This window comes from Winogradskyella sp. (assembly GCF_013213975.1).
Classification (GTDB): Bacteria; Bacteroidota; Bacteroidia; order Flavobacteriales; family Flavobacteriaceae; genus Winogradskyella.
The window spans coordinates 21467-37646 of sequence record NZ_JABSST010000026.1 but is presented as its reverse complement, the minus strand read 5'-3'; the positions used below and the strand labels follow the sequence as shown (position 1 = coordinate 37646).

Here is a 16180-nt window from a genome sequence, read left to right as displayed (position 1 = left end):
AAAACTCAAATCAACTCAGAGATGGTATTGAAAGTGGATCTATTTGTACCGATACAAATACATACTGGATCTGGGTAGAGTATGATTTCCCCATATTTGGTCAAATGGATGAAAATGGGAATAATATAACCAATCAACAAATAAGAGCAGATTTTGAAAACGAAATGTCTCAACACTTCACTATTTGTTATGTCGCGCATAGTGACAATTGTGAAAATATAGACAGATGGACAGTTAATATTGAAGAATTTCAAGAATATTATAACCCATTCCTCGGTTCAGGAGCTGGAAGTGGTGGGAGTGGTGCAATTATTGTAAGAGGTGGATCTAGTACTCATCCATCGGCAATATGTGATTACCAGTAATCATAGCAATGATGAATAAATCCCAAAGAATTAAACTTACAAAACGGATAAAAGTATTATACTTTTATCCGTTTTTAATTATTATATTTTTTTTCCAATCTAGTTTAAATTGTCAGGAAAACAGTTCACCAGCTTATAAGGATATTATTGAAAATGAACTTTTAACCGAAGACAGTAAGATTCGAAAAATCGATAGTCTATTGCAGTTATATAAAGATAGAAAAGAATATGAAAAACTATTTGATGATATCTACTCTTATGGTTTTTGGTACTTCTTAAATGGAAAGTATGAAAAAGCTATTGACATTTGTAAAAAGGGTTTAGGATTTGCAAATAAGTTTGATAACCCTGACCCAGATAGATTTGGTGGTTTAAAAAACACAATAGGTTCTTCATATTTAATAACTGGTAATTATGAGGAAGCATTTAAAGTTTATGAAGATATCACAAAAACTGTTGAAATTGATCGTCGCATTGCAATGGCATATAATTATATGGCCTTATGTAAAAAAAATCAAGGAGATTATTATGATGCAAACGATTATTTTGAATTATCAACTTCAAAAGCAAAGAACTTAGAAGATAAATCATATCATATAGAATTTGTTATCAATGAAACTTCAAATTATGATCAAATTTTAAATAAAAAATTAAAACAAAAAGGTGTTAGGACATTAAAACGCATACTCAATCTAGTCAAAACGGATAGTAATTATAAAAAAGCTTTGTCACCTATTTACAAAGTCTTGATTCACCAAAAGATTGGAAGTTTACAATTAAGTATTGATGATAAGTTGCTCAGTGAAGCAGAATTAAATTACAAAGAAGCCCTAAATATTACAAAAAATCATGATGATTTAAACGAGCAAAAAGGCGCTATATTAAATGCTCTAGGGTATATTAGGCTGAAACGAAATCAACCAGAAAGCTTAGACTATCTAGAGGATGCTCTCATATACATTAAAAATCCTGAAACTAAATCGATATGTTACAGTAACATAGCACTTCATTACGCTAATAACAATTTATTTGATTCAGCTTTACAAAACGCAAATTATGCTTTAAACCTCCTTTTGAAATTTGATCTTGCGGAGAATTATGCAGTACCGAGAATAGATGATTTGCGCGAATCAATATACAAACACGAATTGTTAACAGCCATGATTGAAAAGGCCGAAATTTTTATGATGAAACACAATGTTTCTAAACATCAAAAAGATTTAAATTCTGCATTCGAGTTACTAACTCTTTCTGACCAACTAGTAGACATTATTAGACTCGAAAGCGATGCTACAGAATCAAAATTATTTTGGAGAAACATGACGTCAAGAATTTATGGCAATATGGTTGAGATCTGCCATAAACTCAACAAAGCAAATGAAGCCTTTTCTTATATCGAAAAAAACAAAGCGTTACTATTACTCGAAGATATCACCCAAAAAAAATATTTTAATTCTGGAAATGTCCCTAAAGATTTAATTACCACATATTCAAATCTCAAAGATGATATACGATCTCAAACGGAATTGCTTAATTCTCAGGAAAAAGCTAAACAAGATTCTACAAGGGCACAATTGATAAATTCTAAAACTCGTCTTACCTACTTCCTGGACTCCATACAAAACACAAAATATGGTAGGTATTTTAAGAATAATAAACTTACTAATATCCTCTCATTGAAGGATATCCAAAAATCCTTAGAAGATAACCAATCCAACATAAGTTATATACTCAACGAAAAGAGTGGCTATGGATTGGTGATAACAAAAAATAACTATAGGCTTTTTAAAATCAATAATGTAGATTCATTAAATAGACTAACGAGACGCTTTCAAAAGTTTTTATTACAACCCTTGAATTCTAAAACAGAACAAGACAACTTTTATTCCACATCTCGAAGGTTGTACTCCTTATTATTGCCAACAGAAATTCAATCTTTAATTAAAGATAAATCGCTTTTAATAAGTGCAGATTACTATTTGCAAAATTTAGCTTTTGAAGCCTTAATAGACAATTCAGAAAAGTACCTTATAGAAAACCATATTATTAACTATTCGTATTCCTCAAGTTTTCTTGAAACAAATGCCAAAATAAAACGAGAGCCTACAAAAGATTTTATCGGATTTGCACCAATTAATTTTAGTAATGGATTAAATAGATTAAAAAGAACTGAACAAGAAATTGAAGCAATTTCAAATTCCTTTAATGGTGATAATTACTATTTCGATTACGCTGATAGTAAAACTTTTAAAAACAGCATAAACGATTATAACATTATACACCTTGCTACCCACGCCAATGCTAATGATAGCATAAGACCATGGATAGCATTACACGATAAATTAATAACATTAGATGAGCTTTACCTTACTAATAATTCAGCCGAATTAGTCGTGCTTAGTGCCTGTGAAACTGGATTGGGTGAAATTAAACAAGGGGAAGGCGTCATGAGTTTAGCCAGAGGCTTTTTCAATACTGGAGCTAATTCAGTAGTTTCATCTTTATGGAATGTCAATGATAAATCAGGAACTGATATTATGACTAATTTCTATAAAAATCTAGCTGCTGGCGATTCAAAATCTCTAGCACTTCAAAAAGCAAAAATAGATTATATCAATACTTCAAAATTAAGTCAAAAGTCCCCTTATTATTGGGCTTCCTTCATTTTGATTGGTGACCCAAGTCCTATAAAGAACACATCTAATAGTTGGCTTTATATTTTAATTGCGCTTTCAATAATAAGTTTCATATTCATTTTATTTAAAAGAAAACATAAAATTCTTGGGTAACATTTATTGATTTAAATGAACACCATACTGAAGTAATTTTTGTTGAATTAAAATTAGTTAGTAGATCAATGAGGAATCATAAAACACTAAGATTCCTCAAAAAAGATTAATAAGAATTGATTATTGACCGATTATTTTTTCAATAATCAACAAAAGCGCCTTTGACACGCTCAGAGGCTTTTTTTTAGTCTAATACAAATCCTAAAGGTCTACCTGTTGCACCATTTGGAAAACTAATCCCTAAAAGTGCAGAAATAGTTGGTGCAATATCTGAGATTATCGTTTTAGTATAGGTTTCACCCTGCTGTATACCTGAACCAAAAAATAATAAAGGCACATGAGTATCATAGTTTAAACCACTACCATGCGTAGATCCTTTTCTGCTGTAAGCAATATGAGCAATATCGTCTACAACAATTACATCACCAGAGCGCTTTTGATTATATCCATTTTGTAATAATACCTCAATACCTGTGGTAAAATTAGTACTGTTCATAGTCGTTGCTGTATACACCTTGGCAATATTAGGATAGCTAATTTGTTCGTCTACTAAGGCTTGCTCTACATCATGAATATTAAGACCTAACTCCTTTAATTTGGTCTTGTTTAAAAATATCTGGTTGTTGCTTACATTCTCTACCAAATCTGTCGTGCCATAAGTATCCATTAAAAACTTTTGAAATAATGCTTTCCTAGTATTATAATCTAAATAACCCGCTGGAATCTTAACCGATTGCAAATAAGCTGGCACGTTAACCGCACCATGATCTGCTGTTAAAAAAACCGTGTATTCCCCTTCTCCAACATAACTATCTAAAGCATCTAATAACCGTTCTAGATCTTTATCTAGCCTTATGTAAGTGTCCTCAACTTCTTTAGAGTTCACTCCAAAATTATGACCTACATAATCTGTACTCGAAAAACTAATGGCTAAAACATCAGTATCTTCATCTTGCCCTAAGGTCTCACCTTTAAGGGCAGCTAAAGCAAAATCCATAGTTATACTATTGCCATAAGGTGTTGTCTTCAAAATATCAAAACCACCATTTTGCGAGCTTAATGCAGCTAAGTCATAAGGGAAGGTTGCAGTTGGCTTTCCATTAAATCCACGCTCAAAATCATTTTGATCTTCACCACTTTCAATATACGTATCTATTGGAAACGCAGTATTCCAAACTTTAAGATAAGATGCAACAGCATCAGAAGCATTAAAGTCACTGACCCATTTAGGTAAATCCTTTCTATAAAAACTGCTTGTTATCCATACTCCTTCATCCTTTCCATGAAACCAATATGCCGCATTAGCGGTGTGGCCTGCTGGTAATATTGCTCCTCTATCTTTAAGGGCAATTCCAATGGTCTTACCTCGCATTTGCGTAAATAATCGGTTTTCATCGGCAAAGCTCGTGGTTAGCATACGCTGTGGAGACATTCTACCAGCTGAACTCTCGGTACCTACAGAATTTACCTCATCATCCTGTGCACAATAAACAGACGCCTTTATCTCTTTATCATACCAATTATTAGAAATAATACCGTGGTATTTTGGTGTTGTACCTGTATATACAGATGCGTGACCTGGTCCTGTATAGGTTGGCACATAATTAAAATGGTTGTTTTTACAGTTAAACCCTTCATTGATTAGTCGCTTAAAACCTCCTTCACCAAACTTAGATTCAAAACGAGTTAGATAATCATATCGCATCTGATCAACCACAATTCCTACAATTAATTTTGGTGTTTTTGAGACTGTTTCCCCATAAGAATTTATGGAAACGTCCCTACTCTTTTCTTGTGCTTTACAAGAAAAAATTATGGTTAAGGTTACAAGTATTGAAAAGATATTTTTCATTATTCTAAGCCATTATTTTGCGTTTCAAAAATACGTTTTTTCAACCATCTTAATTTAAATTAACATTAATAAACTCATCTTTTTTCATACTTTAGCACTAAGAAATTCTTACATGAAGTACCTTCATAATATTGGCACTTATTTTCTAATGATTAAGGATATGTTTCGCAAACCCACCAAATGGTCGGTGCTAAAAACATTAATCCTAAAAGATATTGATGACCTTATTATAGGATCGCTTGGTATTGTTGCCTTTATAGCATTTTTTGTTGGTGGAGTTGTTGCAATACAAACATCTTTAAACATTAGCAATCCATTGATCCCAAAATACTTGGTGGGTTTTGCAACGAGACAATCTATTATCCTAGAGTTTGCACCAACATTTATTTCTATAATCATGGCCGGTAAAGTCGGCTCGTTTATCACCTCCAGTATTGGTACCATGAGAGTTACAGAACAGATTGATGCCCTAGAAGTAATGGGCATAAATGCTATCAATTACTTGGTATTTCCAAAATTTATTGCCTTAACCTTATACCCATTTGTAATTTCAATTGCGATGTCATTAGGTATTCTAGGAGGACTTGTAGCTTGCGTTTATGGAGGTTATGGCACCATGGACGATTACATAGATGGAGTGCAGAATGACTTCATTGCCTTTCATATGGCCTATGCCTTTATTAAGACCTTAGTGTTTGCTTTTATTCTAGCAACAATTCCTTCGTTTTATGGGTATTTCATGAAAGGTGGTGCTCTCGAAGTTGGTAAGGCCAGCACAACATCCTTTGTTTGGACCAGTGTTGTAATTATACTTCTTAACTTTTTACTAACCAGTTTACTTTTAGGCTAATGATAGAAGTTAAAGACTTACATAAATCTTTTGGTGAAGCTCATATTTTAAAGGGTATTACAACCACTTTTGATAAGGGCAAGACAAATCTAATCATTGGACAGAGTGGTTCTGGTAAAACCGTATTTTTAAAATGCCTCTTAGGATTATTTGAATATGAACAAGGTAGTATTTCTTATGATGGCAAAATATTTAGTAATCTAAGTGCAGATGAAAGGACGGAACTAAGGTCTGATATTGGTATGGTCTTTCAAGGCAGTGCCCTTTTTGATTCTATGACTATTGCAGAAAATGTAATGTTTCCTTTGCGTATGTTTACCAAACAAAGTAAAAGCGAGATGGAGGATCGTGTAGATTTTGTGTTGAAGCGTGTTAATCTTGATGGTGCACATCATAAAATGCCGAGTGAAGCTTCAGGTGGTATGCAAAAGCGTGTGGCAATCGCCAGAGCCATCGTAAACAATCCAAAATATTTGTTTTGTGATGAACCAAACTCAGGACTGGACCCAAAAACCGCTATAGTTATTGATAATCTCATTCAAGAAATAACTGATGAATATCAAATAACAACTGTTATTAATTCACATGACATGAATTCGGTAATGGAGATTGGTGAAAAAATTGTTTTTCTTAAAGATGGGCATAAAGAGTGGGAAGGTTCCAAAGACACCATTTTTAGAACGGACAATAAAGCCGTAACAAATTTTGTATATTCTTCTGAATTATTTAAAAAAGTTCGTCGTATGTACTTAGAAGAAAACCAATAATTAATTTCGCTTTATACTCACCTTTTCGGTCTTCAATACCTGTTTTAACCAAACTAATAATTCTCCTTCTTTGACTAAAGCAATACTATCATTTACAGAAGCTTTCCATTTGATGTTAGCCACTGAAAGCGTATCAATTTTAATAAAATCTTTTGATTCTAACATCTTCGCATAACCAAAGTATTCAAGATCATTAAAACGAATTTTAGCATCTTTAGCCAGAGCAGAAAAAGCTATGTCGTCTGATGTGTTTTGGGCTTCGAGTTGTTGATTCAATCCAGAAATAGTTTGTTGGAGCTCATCGATTTCTTTTTCTAAAGCTGAGATTAATAATCTACTTTGATTCAGTTCTTCTCTTTTATCATTATAAGCATTTGTAATTAGCTCAAAACTCTTTGAATCTCCACCTTTAATTTTAAGTTCAACATTTTTTAACTTGTCAAAATTTGGATTAGAGGTTAACTCATTATTCCAAAGCTGTTTTGTTTGATCGCTTATTTCACTGAAAAAACTCAACTCAATAACCTGGTCTTCATACCTATAGTCCTTGTCAAACAGTTGAACATTAAGCGGCTCGACTTTGGTTTCTATAAACTTTTTTGCTTGATTATCAAAAATAGATTCTTTATAAACATCAATAAATGTTAAGGTTGGCCAAATCATAACTGCAATAGCAATTAATGAGGCCAATTGAGCTGTTCGTTTACGCCTTTGAGAATTCGCATATTTAAGCATTGGGAATCTTAAAACTTTAAGTACTATAAAAGTTGCTAAAGCAATAAATATGGTGTTAATGGTAAACAAATTCATTGCACCACCAAAAAATATCCAATTGCCTTTTGCAAGACTGTATCCTGCTGTACATAGAGGCGGCATTAAGGCAGTTGCAATGGCTACACCAAAAATAACAGAAGCAATAGTGCCCTTTTTTGTTCGAGCAATAATTAAGGCTAAGCCACCAAAAAAGGCTATTACAACATCTCGAATATCTGGTTTTGTTCTACCTAAAAGTTCCGATGTTTCTGATGATGTCCCAAGCGGAAAAAATCTAAAAAAGATATACGCTGTAAGTAAACTTAGCACGATCATTGTTGCCAAGTTAATGAGTGATTTCTTAAGCGTGTCAATATCATTTAGTGCTATTGACATACCGATACCCAAAATCGGGCCCATTAGTGGAGAAATTAACATGGCACCAATTACCACTGCAGTAGAATCAGCATTGAGTCCAACAGATGCCACCATGATGGAACAAACCAATATCCACGCGGTTGCACCTTTAAATGAGATATCCGTTTTTATGGCAGCAATTGTTGCGTCTCTATCGGTATCGTCTCTAAAATCTAAAAGCTCACTTAAGAATGTGGATATACTTGAAAAAAGTCCTTGCGCATCCTTTTTAACAGCTTCTTTTTTCTCTTCTACTGCTTTGTCTTTACTTAATTTTTGTTCTTCTTCAGAAAAGTTGAATTTACTTTCGTCGCTCATAGTTTAACCGTATTCCTCCCCAAAATTGGCTTTTACATTTTGGAGGACCTTTTTAATGTCTTGCTCTTTAGCCTTAGGAAAGATAAGCAAAACTTCGTCTTTATCTACTATGATATAATCTTTTAGTCCATCTAAAACGACAATCTTATCTTTTTTAGAACGTATCATATTACCTGATGCATTTTCAGCTAAAACTCTTGAATTTACAACAGCATTGCTGTCTTCATCTTTATCCAGCTTATCATATAAACTTCCCCAAGTTCCTAAATCGTTCCAATCAAAAGTCGCTGGAATTACATGAACATTATCACTCTTTTCCATTAAAGCATAATCAACAGAAATGTTCTCTGCCTTTGGATAATTTTCTTTTATAAAATCGTCTTCAAATTCAGTGTTATAAACAGTATAGCCGCTCTCAAAAAGTTCAAACAATTGTGGTTGATTTCTTTTAAAAGCTGAAACAACAGTCTTAGCACTCCACATAAATATACCTGCATTCCATAAGAAATTACCTTGCTCAATAAAAGTCTTTGCTGTTTCATAATCTGGCTTTTCTCTAAATTGATCAACAGATTTAATCTCTGAATTACTTGATTTATCAAACTCAATATAACCATATCCTGTATTTGCGAATGTTGGAGTAATTCCTAAAGTCATTAAAGCATCATTAGACTCACAGAAATCAAATGCGGTCTGTACGTTATTAGAAAATGCTTGTTCATCCTCAATCCAATGATCACTAGGAGCCACAATCATTACTGCATCTTCATTTTCTTTTTGAATCTTCAGAGCAGCATATAGAATGCATGGAGCTGTGTTACGCATTGCTGGTTCTAATACGACCTGACGCTTGGTTACTCCAGGTAGTTGTTCAAAAACTAAATCATTGTAATGCTCATTAGTTAATATGAAAATATTCTCTGCTGGAATTAAATTTGCTAAGCGATTAAAGGTCTTTTGAATCAGTGTTTCACCTGTTCCTAGCATATCATGAAATTGCTTTGGGAAATTTTGTGTACTAACTGGCCAAAATCTTGAGCCTACACCTCCTGCCATTAATATAGCGTAATAATTATTATTCATTGTTCTAGTATTTTTACTTCTGCATAAGGGTTAAAAAGATACATCTTTCCTGTTGCTTCCTCAATGCATTCAATTCGTTTTCTTCTTTTATTACCGCGAATAAAGACTCTATCATTATAAAGTTTAAAGCGCTGGTTCAAATTTACCTGAAATACATAGGTCTTATCGTTAGCTACATCAAATTGTTTTAAAGCTAAAGCGAGTTGCCCATCCGTATCACTAGACGCTTTTGGGTTTTTAAAATGTCTTGCTAATAAAGGTAATAACTCTTTTGGAAAAATCTCTGGCCTTAAAAAAGGCAACATCAAATGCTGAAAGGTTTGTTTCCATTCTTTACCATGAGGCTTTATTAATTGGCCATAAGTTTTATAGGCCTCAAAATGAGCAATTTCGTGAATTAGGGTGATTAAAAAGCGATATGGATTTAAATTACCGTTGACTGTAATTTGATGCTTTCCTTCGGGTAACATCCGATAATCCCCATGCTTGGTTTTGCGCTCTTTTTTAACCTTTATGATTAGGTTATCCAGCTGTAATAATGATTCTATCTGAGGTACTGCTGTTTCAGGAATATATTCGAGAAATTGATTTTGCATTGGCTTTTAAACAACTTACTTTAGCTAGTCTAATCCTTAATGATAATCATTTTTGATAGATCATTTAATTTAAGCAAATATAATCCTGTTGTTGCAACATCAACTTTTAAAGCAGTAGTATTTGTGAATTGGTCAAAAGATTCATTTAGAATTTCAATCTGCCTACCACTAATATCAAACAATTGAATGGTTTCCGTTCCATCAGTGTTTGAAATAAAGATTTCACCATTTATCGCAGGATTAGGATAAACAGAAATTGATGGTTCGAATTCTTCAGTATTCAGTGAACCATTAAAATAAGGCACAGCAAAATCGAAGGTATCTTCAGCTACGGCTTGACCAATAAATCGCCCAGGTATATCATCTGCAGGCGGATGGATACCACCCCAAATTCTGCTTAAACTCGTTTGGTCTGAAGCATCTCTATACGTGGCCCATTGTAATACAACATCAACGGATGGACCTTCTTCAAAAACTAAAAACTCATTAGCCTTGGCTGTAAACTCTCCCAGTCCACCTGGAAAATATTCGCTGCCAGTCATCATAGTTATCAATTCTGCTGCGGTTCTTGAATACGTAGAGTGCCCAGACACATAACCAGCGAAAGGAGGAGTTACGAACGAAGGTCTTTGGTAAGGATACCAGTCTTCTGCTAATATCCAACCAACACCTGCCTGATCTGTTTCTGTATTACCAATAAAATCGTGACCTCGCCATGTAAATAACTTTATCTTACCTAAATGCTGATTGGCAAAACCAGCTAATGGATCACCCATTTCAACAACTTCTATTAAGCCGTCGATCAAAGGCATACCGCCAACATCGTAATTACTTAAGGTGTTATCAGAGCTTTGTCCACGCTCTGCCATAGATCGTATTGCCGAAATAGGTCGAATATAATCGTACCAGCCTTTGACACTCCATGCAGAAATAGCGGCATCATGCATACCACCGCCCAATACAAAATAGGCTTTGACATCCCATTCTAAAGGATCTAATACATCGCCTGCACCCTCAAAACGCTTTTCAAATTGTGGATGGTCGTTCACATAATTTAAAATTGAAAACCAATGACCTGGTGGAGTTTCAGAGTCCGGACCATCAGCCCAAAACTCAGCCAGTACGCGAGCATAGTCGCCTCTTGGCACCATATTAACTTCATAAGGATTTCCAGTTACAGTATTTACTGAATGTCCATTACTATTAGCCCCGCCATTTAAAAAGTCATAAAACGATGGGTAATCCGTATAAGCAGTTGGAAATGTACTAATATCTATATTGCCTATGGAATTAGGTGAGATATCCCACATAACACCATCTGACTGATCGAGATGGGATTGCCAAACGGAAACCATTGAAAATCCCCATTTATAAGCATCACTCAAAGCATTATCTTCCGTTAAGCTGATATAAGGAGGATCGGAAGGATCATGAAAAACATGGTAATCATTTCCTTCTCTTTGATAGGTAACTTTGTCTTCCTCTTTCAATGCAAAACCGAATACATTTCCCCATTCTGGACTAAGAAATGGAGGAATATTATCTCCAATGGGATTACCACCTTGATCAATAAAAACATCAAGTCCTAGTGGCTGCCATCTATTAGGATCATTTATTGGAGGGTTATTATTTACATCTAGGCCATAAGGCTGATTTACTGGCTCATAGTAGGCATTATCATAGCCAGTAGTTTCCCTTGAACCATCCTGTAAACCATAATCGATAATAGTTTGGGCCACAAAATTTCCAAATGCAGCAGCGTCTCCGTCTTCATAGAACATTGATGTATTAGTCCTATCAAATCCCAATTTATCCATTAATAAATCGAAACGTGCTTGGGTTTCATCTACACCAGGTGAATTTTGAAATCGATGCGACATTAAACGATACATGGCAAAACTTATAGCCTTACTCAAAGATGTTTCTAAATCTTCATTAGGAGTAAAATCCACGAGTGTGCTAGAATATCCATTAAGCGAATTTCCAATCAAATAAGGTATTGCGATGTTATCATAAACAGCCCATACATCATACATCGCTACACTGGTATGAAATAAATTTCTAGCATGAATTGTTGGCCTTGCAAAATCATCTCTTATAGCCTCTAACAATGCCTCGTTCCATAACCTTGCAATAGAAATATCTTCAGGCAGATTATCGACTCCGAGATTTACATTTATAGACACTTCTGTACTCGAGCATTGATCATCTGTTTCTCGAACGGATACGGAACCAGATTCTTCTAAATGCCATCTAACATTTATTGCACTTGTACCTTGCCCAGTTAAAATTTCGCCGCCTAAAACTGTCCAATTTGCTGTTGATCCTGGTGCAATGTTATAAGTATACGTCTCAGTTCTAAGAAATGAAGAACTTGTATTACCAACTAAAATTTGGGATGGTAAATAACTACAGGATCCATCATCTAAAACGGCATCTGGATCATAATTACAAGACAATGGATCAGTACAACCGTACATTTTTTGACTAGGCTCAATATCCAAAACTTCCAGTCCAGTGCCTTCTGTTAATTTTACAGTAATATTTGACGAAAGATTGGTGTAGTTTTCAGTTAAGCCCGAAGGCCAATTAACCTCTAGGTTGGTAATTTGTGTTGCATCATCAATTCCGAAATGCACTCCTTGTAAGTTCTGACCTAAAAACCCAACACCTGAATAATAGCGTTTAAGTGTTCCATTTACGGTAGTTATAGAAACTGTTGTCCCGATAGCATCTCTGTTTGAGGTAGTTCCTTCTAAACGAACTTTAAACCAATTTAAGGTTGTAATAGTATCATCAAAATTAAGTAGCTTATTCTCATAAAAGAAACATTCACGATCACTATTAGTAACTATAAGGTCCATATCTCCATCGTTGTCATAATCAAAATCTAAGGCTTCTACACTAATACCTAATTCATTTAACCCTAATACCCCAGAGACATCAGAAAAGGCAACCGATCCTTGAGCTGCAGAATTCCTGTAATAAATATTGGCTTCTTCTCCACGTCGATTAGGTACAAATCCATTAGCAACAAATAAATCCTCATCACCATCTAAGTCAAAATCAGAGAACTTAGTTCCCCATGCCCACAATGAATTACCAACGCCATTCATATCTGCTAATTCTGAAAAAGTACCATCGCCATTATTAGTCAGTAAAAAGTTATCGTCTACGGAGGTTACAAAAAGATCAAATTCGCCATTTAGGTCATAATCACCAACTGTAAGTCCCATATCCTCGCCAGAAGTATTAATACCATAAGTCGAAGCATTTTCTGCAAAGGACGACCCACTTTGATTTACAAAAAGGGTATTGGGATCCAAAAGATCATTGGTTACGTATAGGTCAATAAAACCATCCTCATTAAAATCAAAGGGTAAACCTGTGTAACTCGCATAAGATGCGCCACTTGTAAGACCTGAAGTTACACTAACGTTCGTGAAAGATTCGTTACCATTATTTAAATATAAAGTGTTTTTATTACAGCGATTCCAGTCGGCTATAAAAAGATCTAAATGACCGTCGTTATTATAATCTAACCAAGTTGCGCCTGTATTTCCACAATCATTTTAAGCATTTAGTCCAGCAAAAACAGTAACATCGGTAAAGGTACCGTTGCCCAAATTTCTCCAAAGTTGAACACTATCTAAGTAGGTTAGAAAAAGATCTGGAAAGCCATCATTATTATAGTCTCCCCAATAAGCACCATACTTATAACCATCCAATCCTTCAAATGCTTCGGGAATTTCTTCAGGTGCATATAAATCAGAAAAACCTGCTAATTCAGTAACATCTGTAAATGAACCATCATTATTGTTTCTATATAACCGACTTAATGAATTTGAATTCTCTTCATTATCTATAGCTTTAGCAACAACAAAGATGTCCAAATCATTATCATTATCATAATCTGCAACAGAAATACCATTACTATTCTGAGAGGTAATTCCAACGATAGCTTCAACTCGCTCAAAAGTCTGTGCGTAAGTAAGGGCCGTTAAAATCATGAAAAGTAGCGGAAAACACTTTCTATTTAACCGTAATTTCTTCGACATATAGTAATTTTTGTCTAATATAAAAATTACCCTTCTATTCTAATAATTCTCTGAGTAATAACATGTCATCAAAGGTTTTGGTCGCTTTTTTTTGTAGTTCACCTTTGTAATCATGTGCAGTATATCCGTAAACATCAAATCCGCCTCTTATCGCAGCTTCAACTCCTATCAGACTGTCTTCTATAACTAAACAATCCTTAGGACTAAATCCCATTGTTTTGGCGGCCCATAAGAAAACGGCTGGATCAGGTTTCCACTTTTCAAGCGTGTAACAACTAAAAATATGATCTTCAAAATGTGGTAGTAATCCTGTTAATTGAAGATTTAACCTAATCTTATTTTCAGGACCACTCGATGCCACACAAAATGGTATTTCTAGTGCATCTAAAAGTTCTCTAATGCCTTGTATAGGTTGAATTTCTTTCTTAAAAACTTCAAAGGATTGACTTCTATATTTGGATTCAAAATTAAAAGGAATCTCTTTTCCACTCAATTCGGTAATCTTTTGAATACAATTTTGTAATGAGTTACCTTTAAAATGATTGTAAGCATAGTCTAAATTTACATGAGCACCAGCTAAATTTGCCAGTTCAACCATCACTCTATTGCTTAATGGTTCACTATCAACAAGTACACCATCACAATCAAAAATAATACACTTATACTTTGGCATTAAGGCGTTGAATTAGATACTTGAAGCACTTTACCGTTATAATACTTATTGCCTGTAAGTGAGAAATCAAAAATATATTTGGCCATCTCTAATGCTGTGGTTGGTGCATCGTAATCTGGAAAAGCTTCTTTTAGCATTTCCGTTTGAACTGCGCCTAAAGCTAACACGTTAAATTGTGGGCCTGTAGTTTTATATTCTTCTGCTAATAATTCACTTAAGGTTATCACAGCTCCTTTGCTCGAACTATAAGCCGATAAACCAGGAAACTTCATACTCCCTTGTATTCCGCCCATTGAACTTACAGTTACCACGTGACTATTGCTTTTCATAAATGGCAATACAATTCTAGTAAGTTCAGAAACACCAAAGACATTAGTACGATATACCTGTTCAAAATCTTCAATTGTACTTTCAGAAAAAGGCTTATTCAACAAAGTACCTGCATTGTTGATAAGGACATCCACATGTGTCCACTCGTTAGAAATAAATTCTTGAACCTTGGTATAATCTTTTTGATTACATAGATCAAATGCTATGGACTTTATATTTTCAAACTGTAAATTATTAACAGGTTGAGCATTTCGAGAAAGCGCTAAAACATTGTGCCCTTGATTGGCAAAGAGATGCACCAATTCAAAGCCAATTCCTCTGCTGGTTCCGGTAATAATAATATTTTTACTCATCGTTAAGTACTACTTCTTTTTCATTAGCATTCATGATACCTTCTAGTGCGGGAATCATTTTATTTATAAAGTTTGACATGTGATCATAATCCATTTTATCGGCCTCATCATCTACATGATGGTAATATTCAAAATTGGTGAAATCAAAAGTTGATATGGCATGCGCTGGCATTTTAAACTCTTCGAAAAACGGATAATTATCTGATCTAAAGAACAATTGAAACTCTTTGGCTTTTGGAAAGAAACCAACAACTTCCTCACCAGCATATTTATTTAGCAATGGTGCAAAGTTAGACCTATGATATCCACTCATGTAAGCCATTGATTTATCTTCTGCTCTAGGTACTCCAATCATCTCAAAATTTAGCATAGTATAGGCATCTAAACCAGTCTCTTTTAATCGTCTAGCTAGATGTGCAGAACCTTTTAAGCCCATTTCTTCTGCTGAGTAAAGCGTAATTAAAATGCTTCGTTTGTTAGACTTTGATTTTGAAAAGTATCGTCCAATCTCCATGGCTGCAATTGTTCCTGAAGCGTCATCGTTTGCGCCATTAGCAATACTATCACTAGCAACTGTTTTACCTTTGCCAATATGATCATAATGACCTCCGAGTATAATGAATTCATTCTTTAAAACTGGATCATTACCCTCAATCATTCCTACCACATTATATCCCGTTATTTCTCCTAACAAAAAGCTGTCTCTATAAGTTTCAAAATATGGTTTAATATTATTCTTTTTAAAATAGTCTTCAATAAACACAGCTGCCTTTTCGATACCTTCAGTTCCTGTTGCACGACCTTCTAATTCGTCCGAGGCAAGATATTCCATACTCATGTGAATATCAGAAGGCATTATGGTTATCCTTTCTGGAGAATTACCATCGGAACCGTCTTTACCATTGGCGCCTTTTTGCTTAATAGCACAAGACGTAAATACGATTATGACAAGAATAGTAAATAGCTTTTTCATATT

The 16180-nt window shown here is 34.4% G+C and carries 13 protein-coding genes and 1 pseudogene; 4 read left to right on the top strand and 10 right to left on the bottom strand.

The features are described 5' to 3' along the window. Nucleotides 1-365: hypothetical protein (locus HRU49_RS05525; RefSeq protein WP_296354974.1), on the top strand; the 365-nt coding region annotated here is incomplete at its 5' end. 8 nt (nt 366-373) lie between these two features. After that, nucleotides 374-3154 (top strand): CHAT domain-containing protein, encoded by a 2781-nt coding sequence (locus HRU49_RS05520; RefSeq protein ID WP_296354973.1) that lies wholly within the window; start codon nt 374-376, stop codon nt 3152-3154. Between the two features lie 184 nt (nt 3155-3338). Here HRU49_RS05520 and pafA read toward each other — a convergent pair whose 3' ends face one another. After that, nucleotides 3339-5006 (bottom strand): alkaline phosphatase PafA, encoded by a 1668-nt coding sequence (pafA, locus tag HRU49_RS05515; protein WP_296354971.1) that lies wholly within the window; start codon nt 5004-5006, stop codon nt 3339-3341. Between the two features lie 112 nt (nt 5007-5118). On the opposite strand from pafA, the gene HRU49_RS05510 reads away from it, so the two are divergent. Together HRU49_RS05510 and HRU49_RS05505 are read left to right on the top strand one after the other, a co-directional pair. After that, nucleotides 5119-5856: an ABC transporter permease gene (locus HRU49_RS05510; RefSeq protein WP_296354969.1), complete on the top strand. Its 738-nt coding sequence runs from the start codon at nt 5119-5121 to the stop codon at nt 5854-5856. Next, nucleotides 5856-6623: an ATP-binding cassette domain-containing protein gene (locus tag HRU49_RS05505; protein ID WP_296354967.1), complete on the top strand. Its 768-nt coding sequence runs from the start codon at nt 5856-5858 to the stop codon at nt 6621-6623. Before HRU49_RS05510 ends, HRU49_RS05505 begins: the two co-directional genes overlap by 1 nt. On the opposite strand, the gene HRU49_RS05500 is transcribed toward HRU49_RS05505, so the two are convergent. From HRU49_RS05500 to HRU49_RS05460, 9 genes and pseudogenes are all read right to left on the bottom strand, one after another. Next, nucleotides 6624-8111 (bottom strand): DUF389 domain-containing protein, encoded by a 1488-nt coding sequence (locus tag HRU49_RS05500; protein WP_296354965.1) that lies wholly within the window; start codon nt 8109-8111, stop codon nt 6624-6626. A gap of 3 nt (nt 8112-8114) precedes the next feature. After that, nucleotides 8115-9194 carry a mannose-1-phosphate guanylyltransferase gene (locus HRU49_RS05495; RefSeq protein WP_296354963.1) on the bottom strand — a complete coding sequence of 360 codons (1080 nt, stop codon included), beginning with the start codon at nt 9192-9194 and terminating at the stop codon, nt 8115-8117. After that, complete coding sequence (locus HRU49_RS05490; RefSeq protein ID WP_296354962.1) at nt 9191-9790, bottom strand: SprT-like domain-containing protein; 600 nt, start codon at nt 9788-9790, stop codon at nt 9191-9193. The genes HRU49_RS05495 and HRU49_RS05490 overlap by 4 nt, the downstream gene beginning before the upstream one ends. 29 nt (nt 9791-9819) lie before the next feature. After that, on the bottom strand, nt 9820-12654 hold the full coding sequence (locus HRU49_RS14680) for an ASPIC/UnbV domain-containing protein (RefSeq protein WP_363146333.1): 2835 nt from the start codon (nt 12652-12654) through the stop codon (nt 9820-9822). Between the two features lie 180 nt (nt 12655-12834). Next, nucleotides 12835-13317, bottom strand: a pseudogene (locus HRU49_RS14675) (VCBS repeat-containing protein); the annotation flags it as partial. A 45-nt stretch (nt 13318-13362) separates the two neighbouring features. Further along, nucleotides 13363-13848, bottom strand: coding sequence for a VCBS repeat-containing protein (locus tag HRU49_RS05475; RefSeq protein WP_296354960.1), 486 nt, complete (start codon nt 13846-13848; stop codon nt 13363-13365). A 34-nt stretch (nt 13849-13882) separates the two neighbouring features. Further along, complete coding sequence (locus HRU49_RS05470) at nt 13883-14521, bottom strand: HAD family hydrolase (protein WP_296354959.1); 639 nt, start codon at nt 14519-14521, stop codon at nt 13883-13885. After that, a complete protein-coding gene (locus HRU49_RS05465) occupies nt 14521-15204 on the bottom strand; it encodes an SDR family oxidoreductase (protein WP_296354957.1) in 684 nt (227 codons plus the stop codon). Before HRU49_RS05465 ends, HRU49_RS05470 begins: the two co-directional genes overlap by 1 nt. Continuing rightward, the gene (locus tag HRU49_RS05460) at nt 15197-16177 is read right to left on the bottom strand and encodes a M28 family peptidase (RefSeq protein WP_296354955.1); all 981 of its coding nucleotides are present in this window, start codon (nt 16175-16177) and stop codon (nt 15197-15199) included. Before HRU49_RS05460 ends, HRU49_RS05465 begins: the two co-directional genes overlap by 8 nt. Nucleotides 16178-16180 lie beyond the last annotated feature (3 nt).

What these genes read in the sequence shown, in the direction of transcription:
- HRU49_RS05520 (WP_296354973.1), top strand. Translation starts at nt 374, where the DNA reads ATGATGAATAAATCCCAAAGAATTAAACTTACAAAACGGATAAAAGTA.
- pafA (WP_296354971.1), bottom strand. Translation starts at nt 5,006, where the DNA reads ATGAAAAATATCTTTTCAATACTTGTAACCTTAACCATAATTTTTTCT.
- HRU49_RS05510 (WP_296354969.1), top strand. Translation starts at nt 5,119, where the DNA reads ATGAAGTACCTTCATAATATTGGCACTTATTTTCTAATGATTAAGGAT.
- HRU49_RS05505 (WP_296354967.1), top strand. Translation starts at nt 5,856, where the DNA reads ATGATAGAAGTTAAAGACTTACATAAATCTTTTGGTGAAGCTCATATT.
- HRU49_RS05500 (WP_296354965.1), bottom strand. Translation starts at nt 8,111, where the DNA reads ATGAGCGACGAAAGTAAATTCAACTTTTCTGAAGAAGAACAAAAATTA.
- HRU49_RS05495 (WP_296354963.1), bottom strand. Translation starts at nt 9,194, where the DNA reads ATGAATAATAATTATTACGCTATATTAATGGCAGGAGGTGTAGGCTCA.
- HRU49_RS05490 (WP_296354962.1), bottom strand. Translation starts at nt 9,790, where the DNA reads ATGCAAAATCAATTTCTCGAATATATTCCTGAAACAGCAGTACCTCAG.
- HRU49_RS14680 (WP_363146333.1), bottom strand. Translation starts at nt 12,654, where the DNA reads ATGGACCTTATAGTTACTAATAGTGATCGTGAATGTTTCTTTTATGAG.
- HRU49_RS05475 (WP_296354960.1), bottom strand. Translation starts at nt 13,848, where the DNA reads ATGTCGAAGAAATTACGGTTAAATAGAAAGTGTTTTCCGCTACTTTTC.
- HRU49_RS05470 (WP_296354959.1), bottom strand. Translation starts at nt 14,521, where the DNA reads ATGCCAAAGTATAAGTGTATTATTTTTGATTGTGATGGTGTACTTGTT.
- HRU49_RS05465 (WP_296354957.1), bottom strand. Translation starts at nt 15,204, where the DNA reads ATGAGTAAAAATATTATTATTACCGGAACCAGCAGAGGAATTGGCTTT.
- HRU49_RS05460 (WP_296354955.1), bottom strand. Translation starts at nt 16,177, where the DNA reads ATGAAAAAGCTATTTACTATTCTTGTCATAATCGTATTTACGTCTTGT.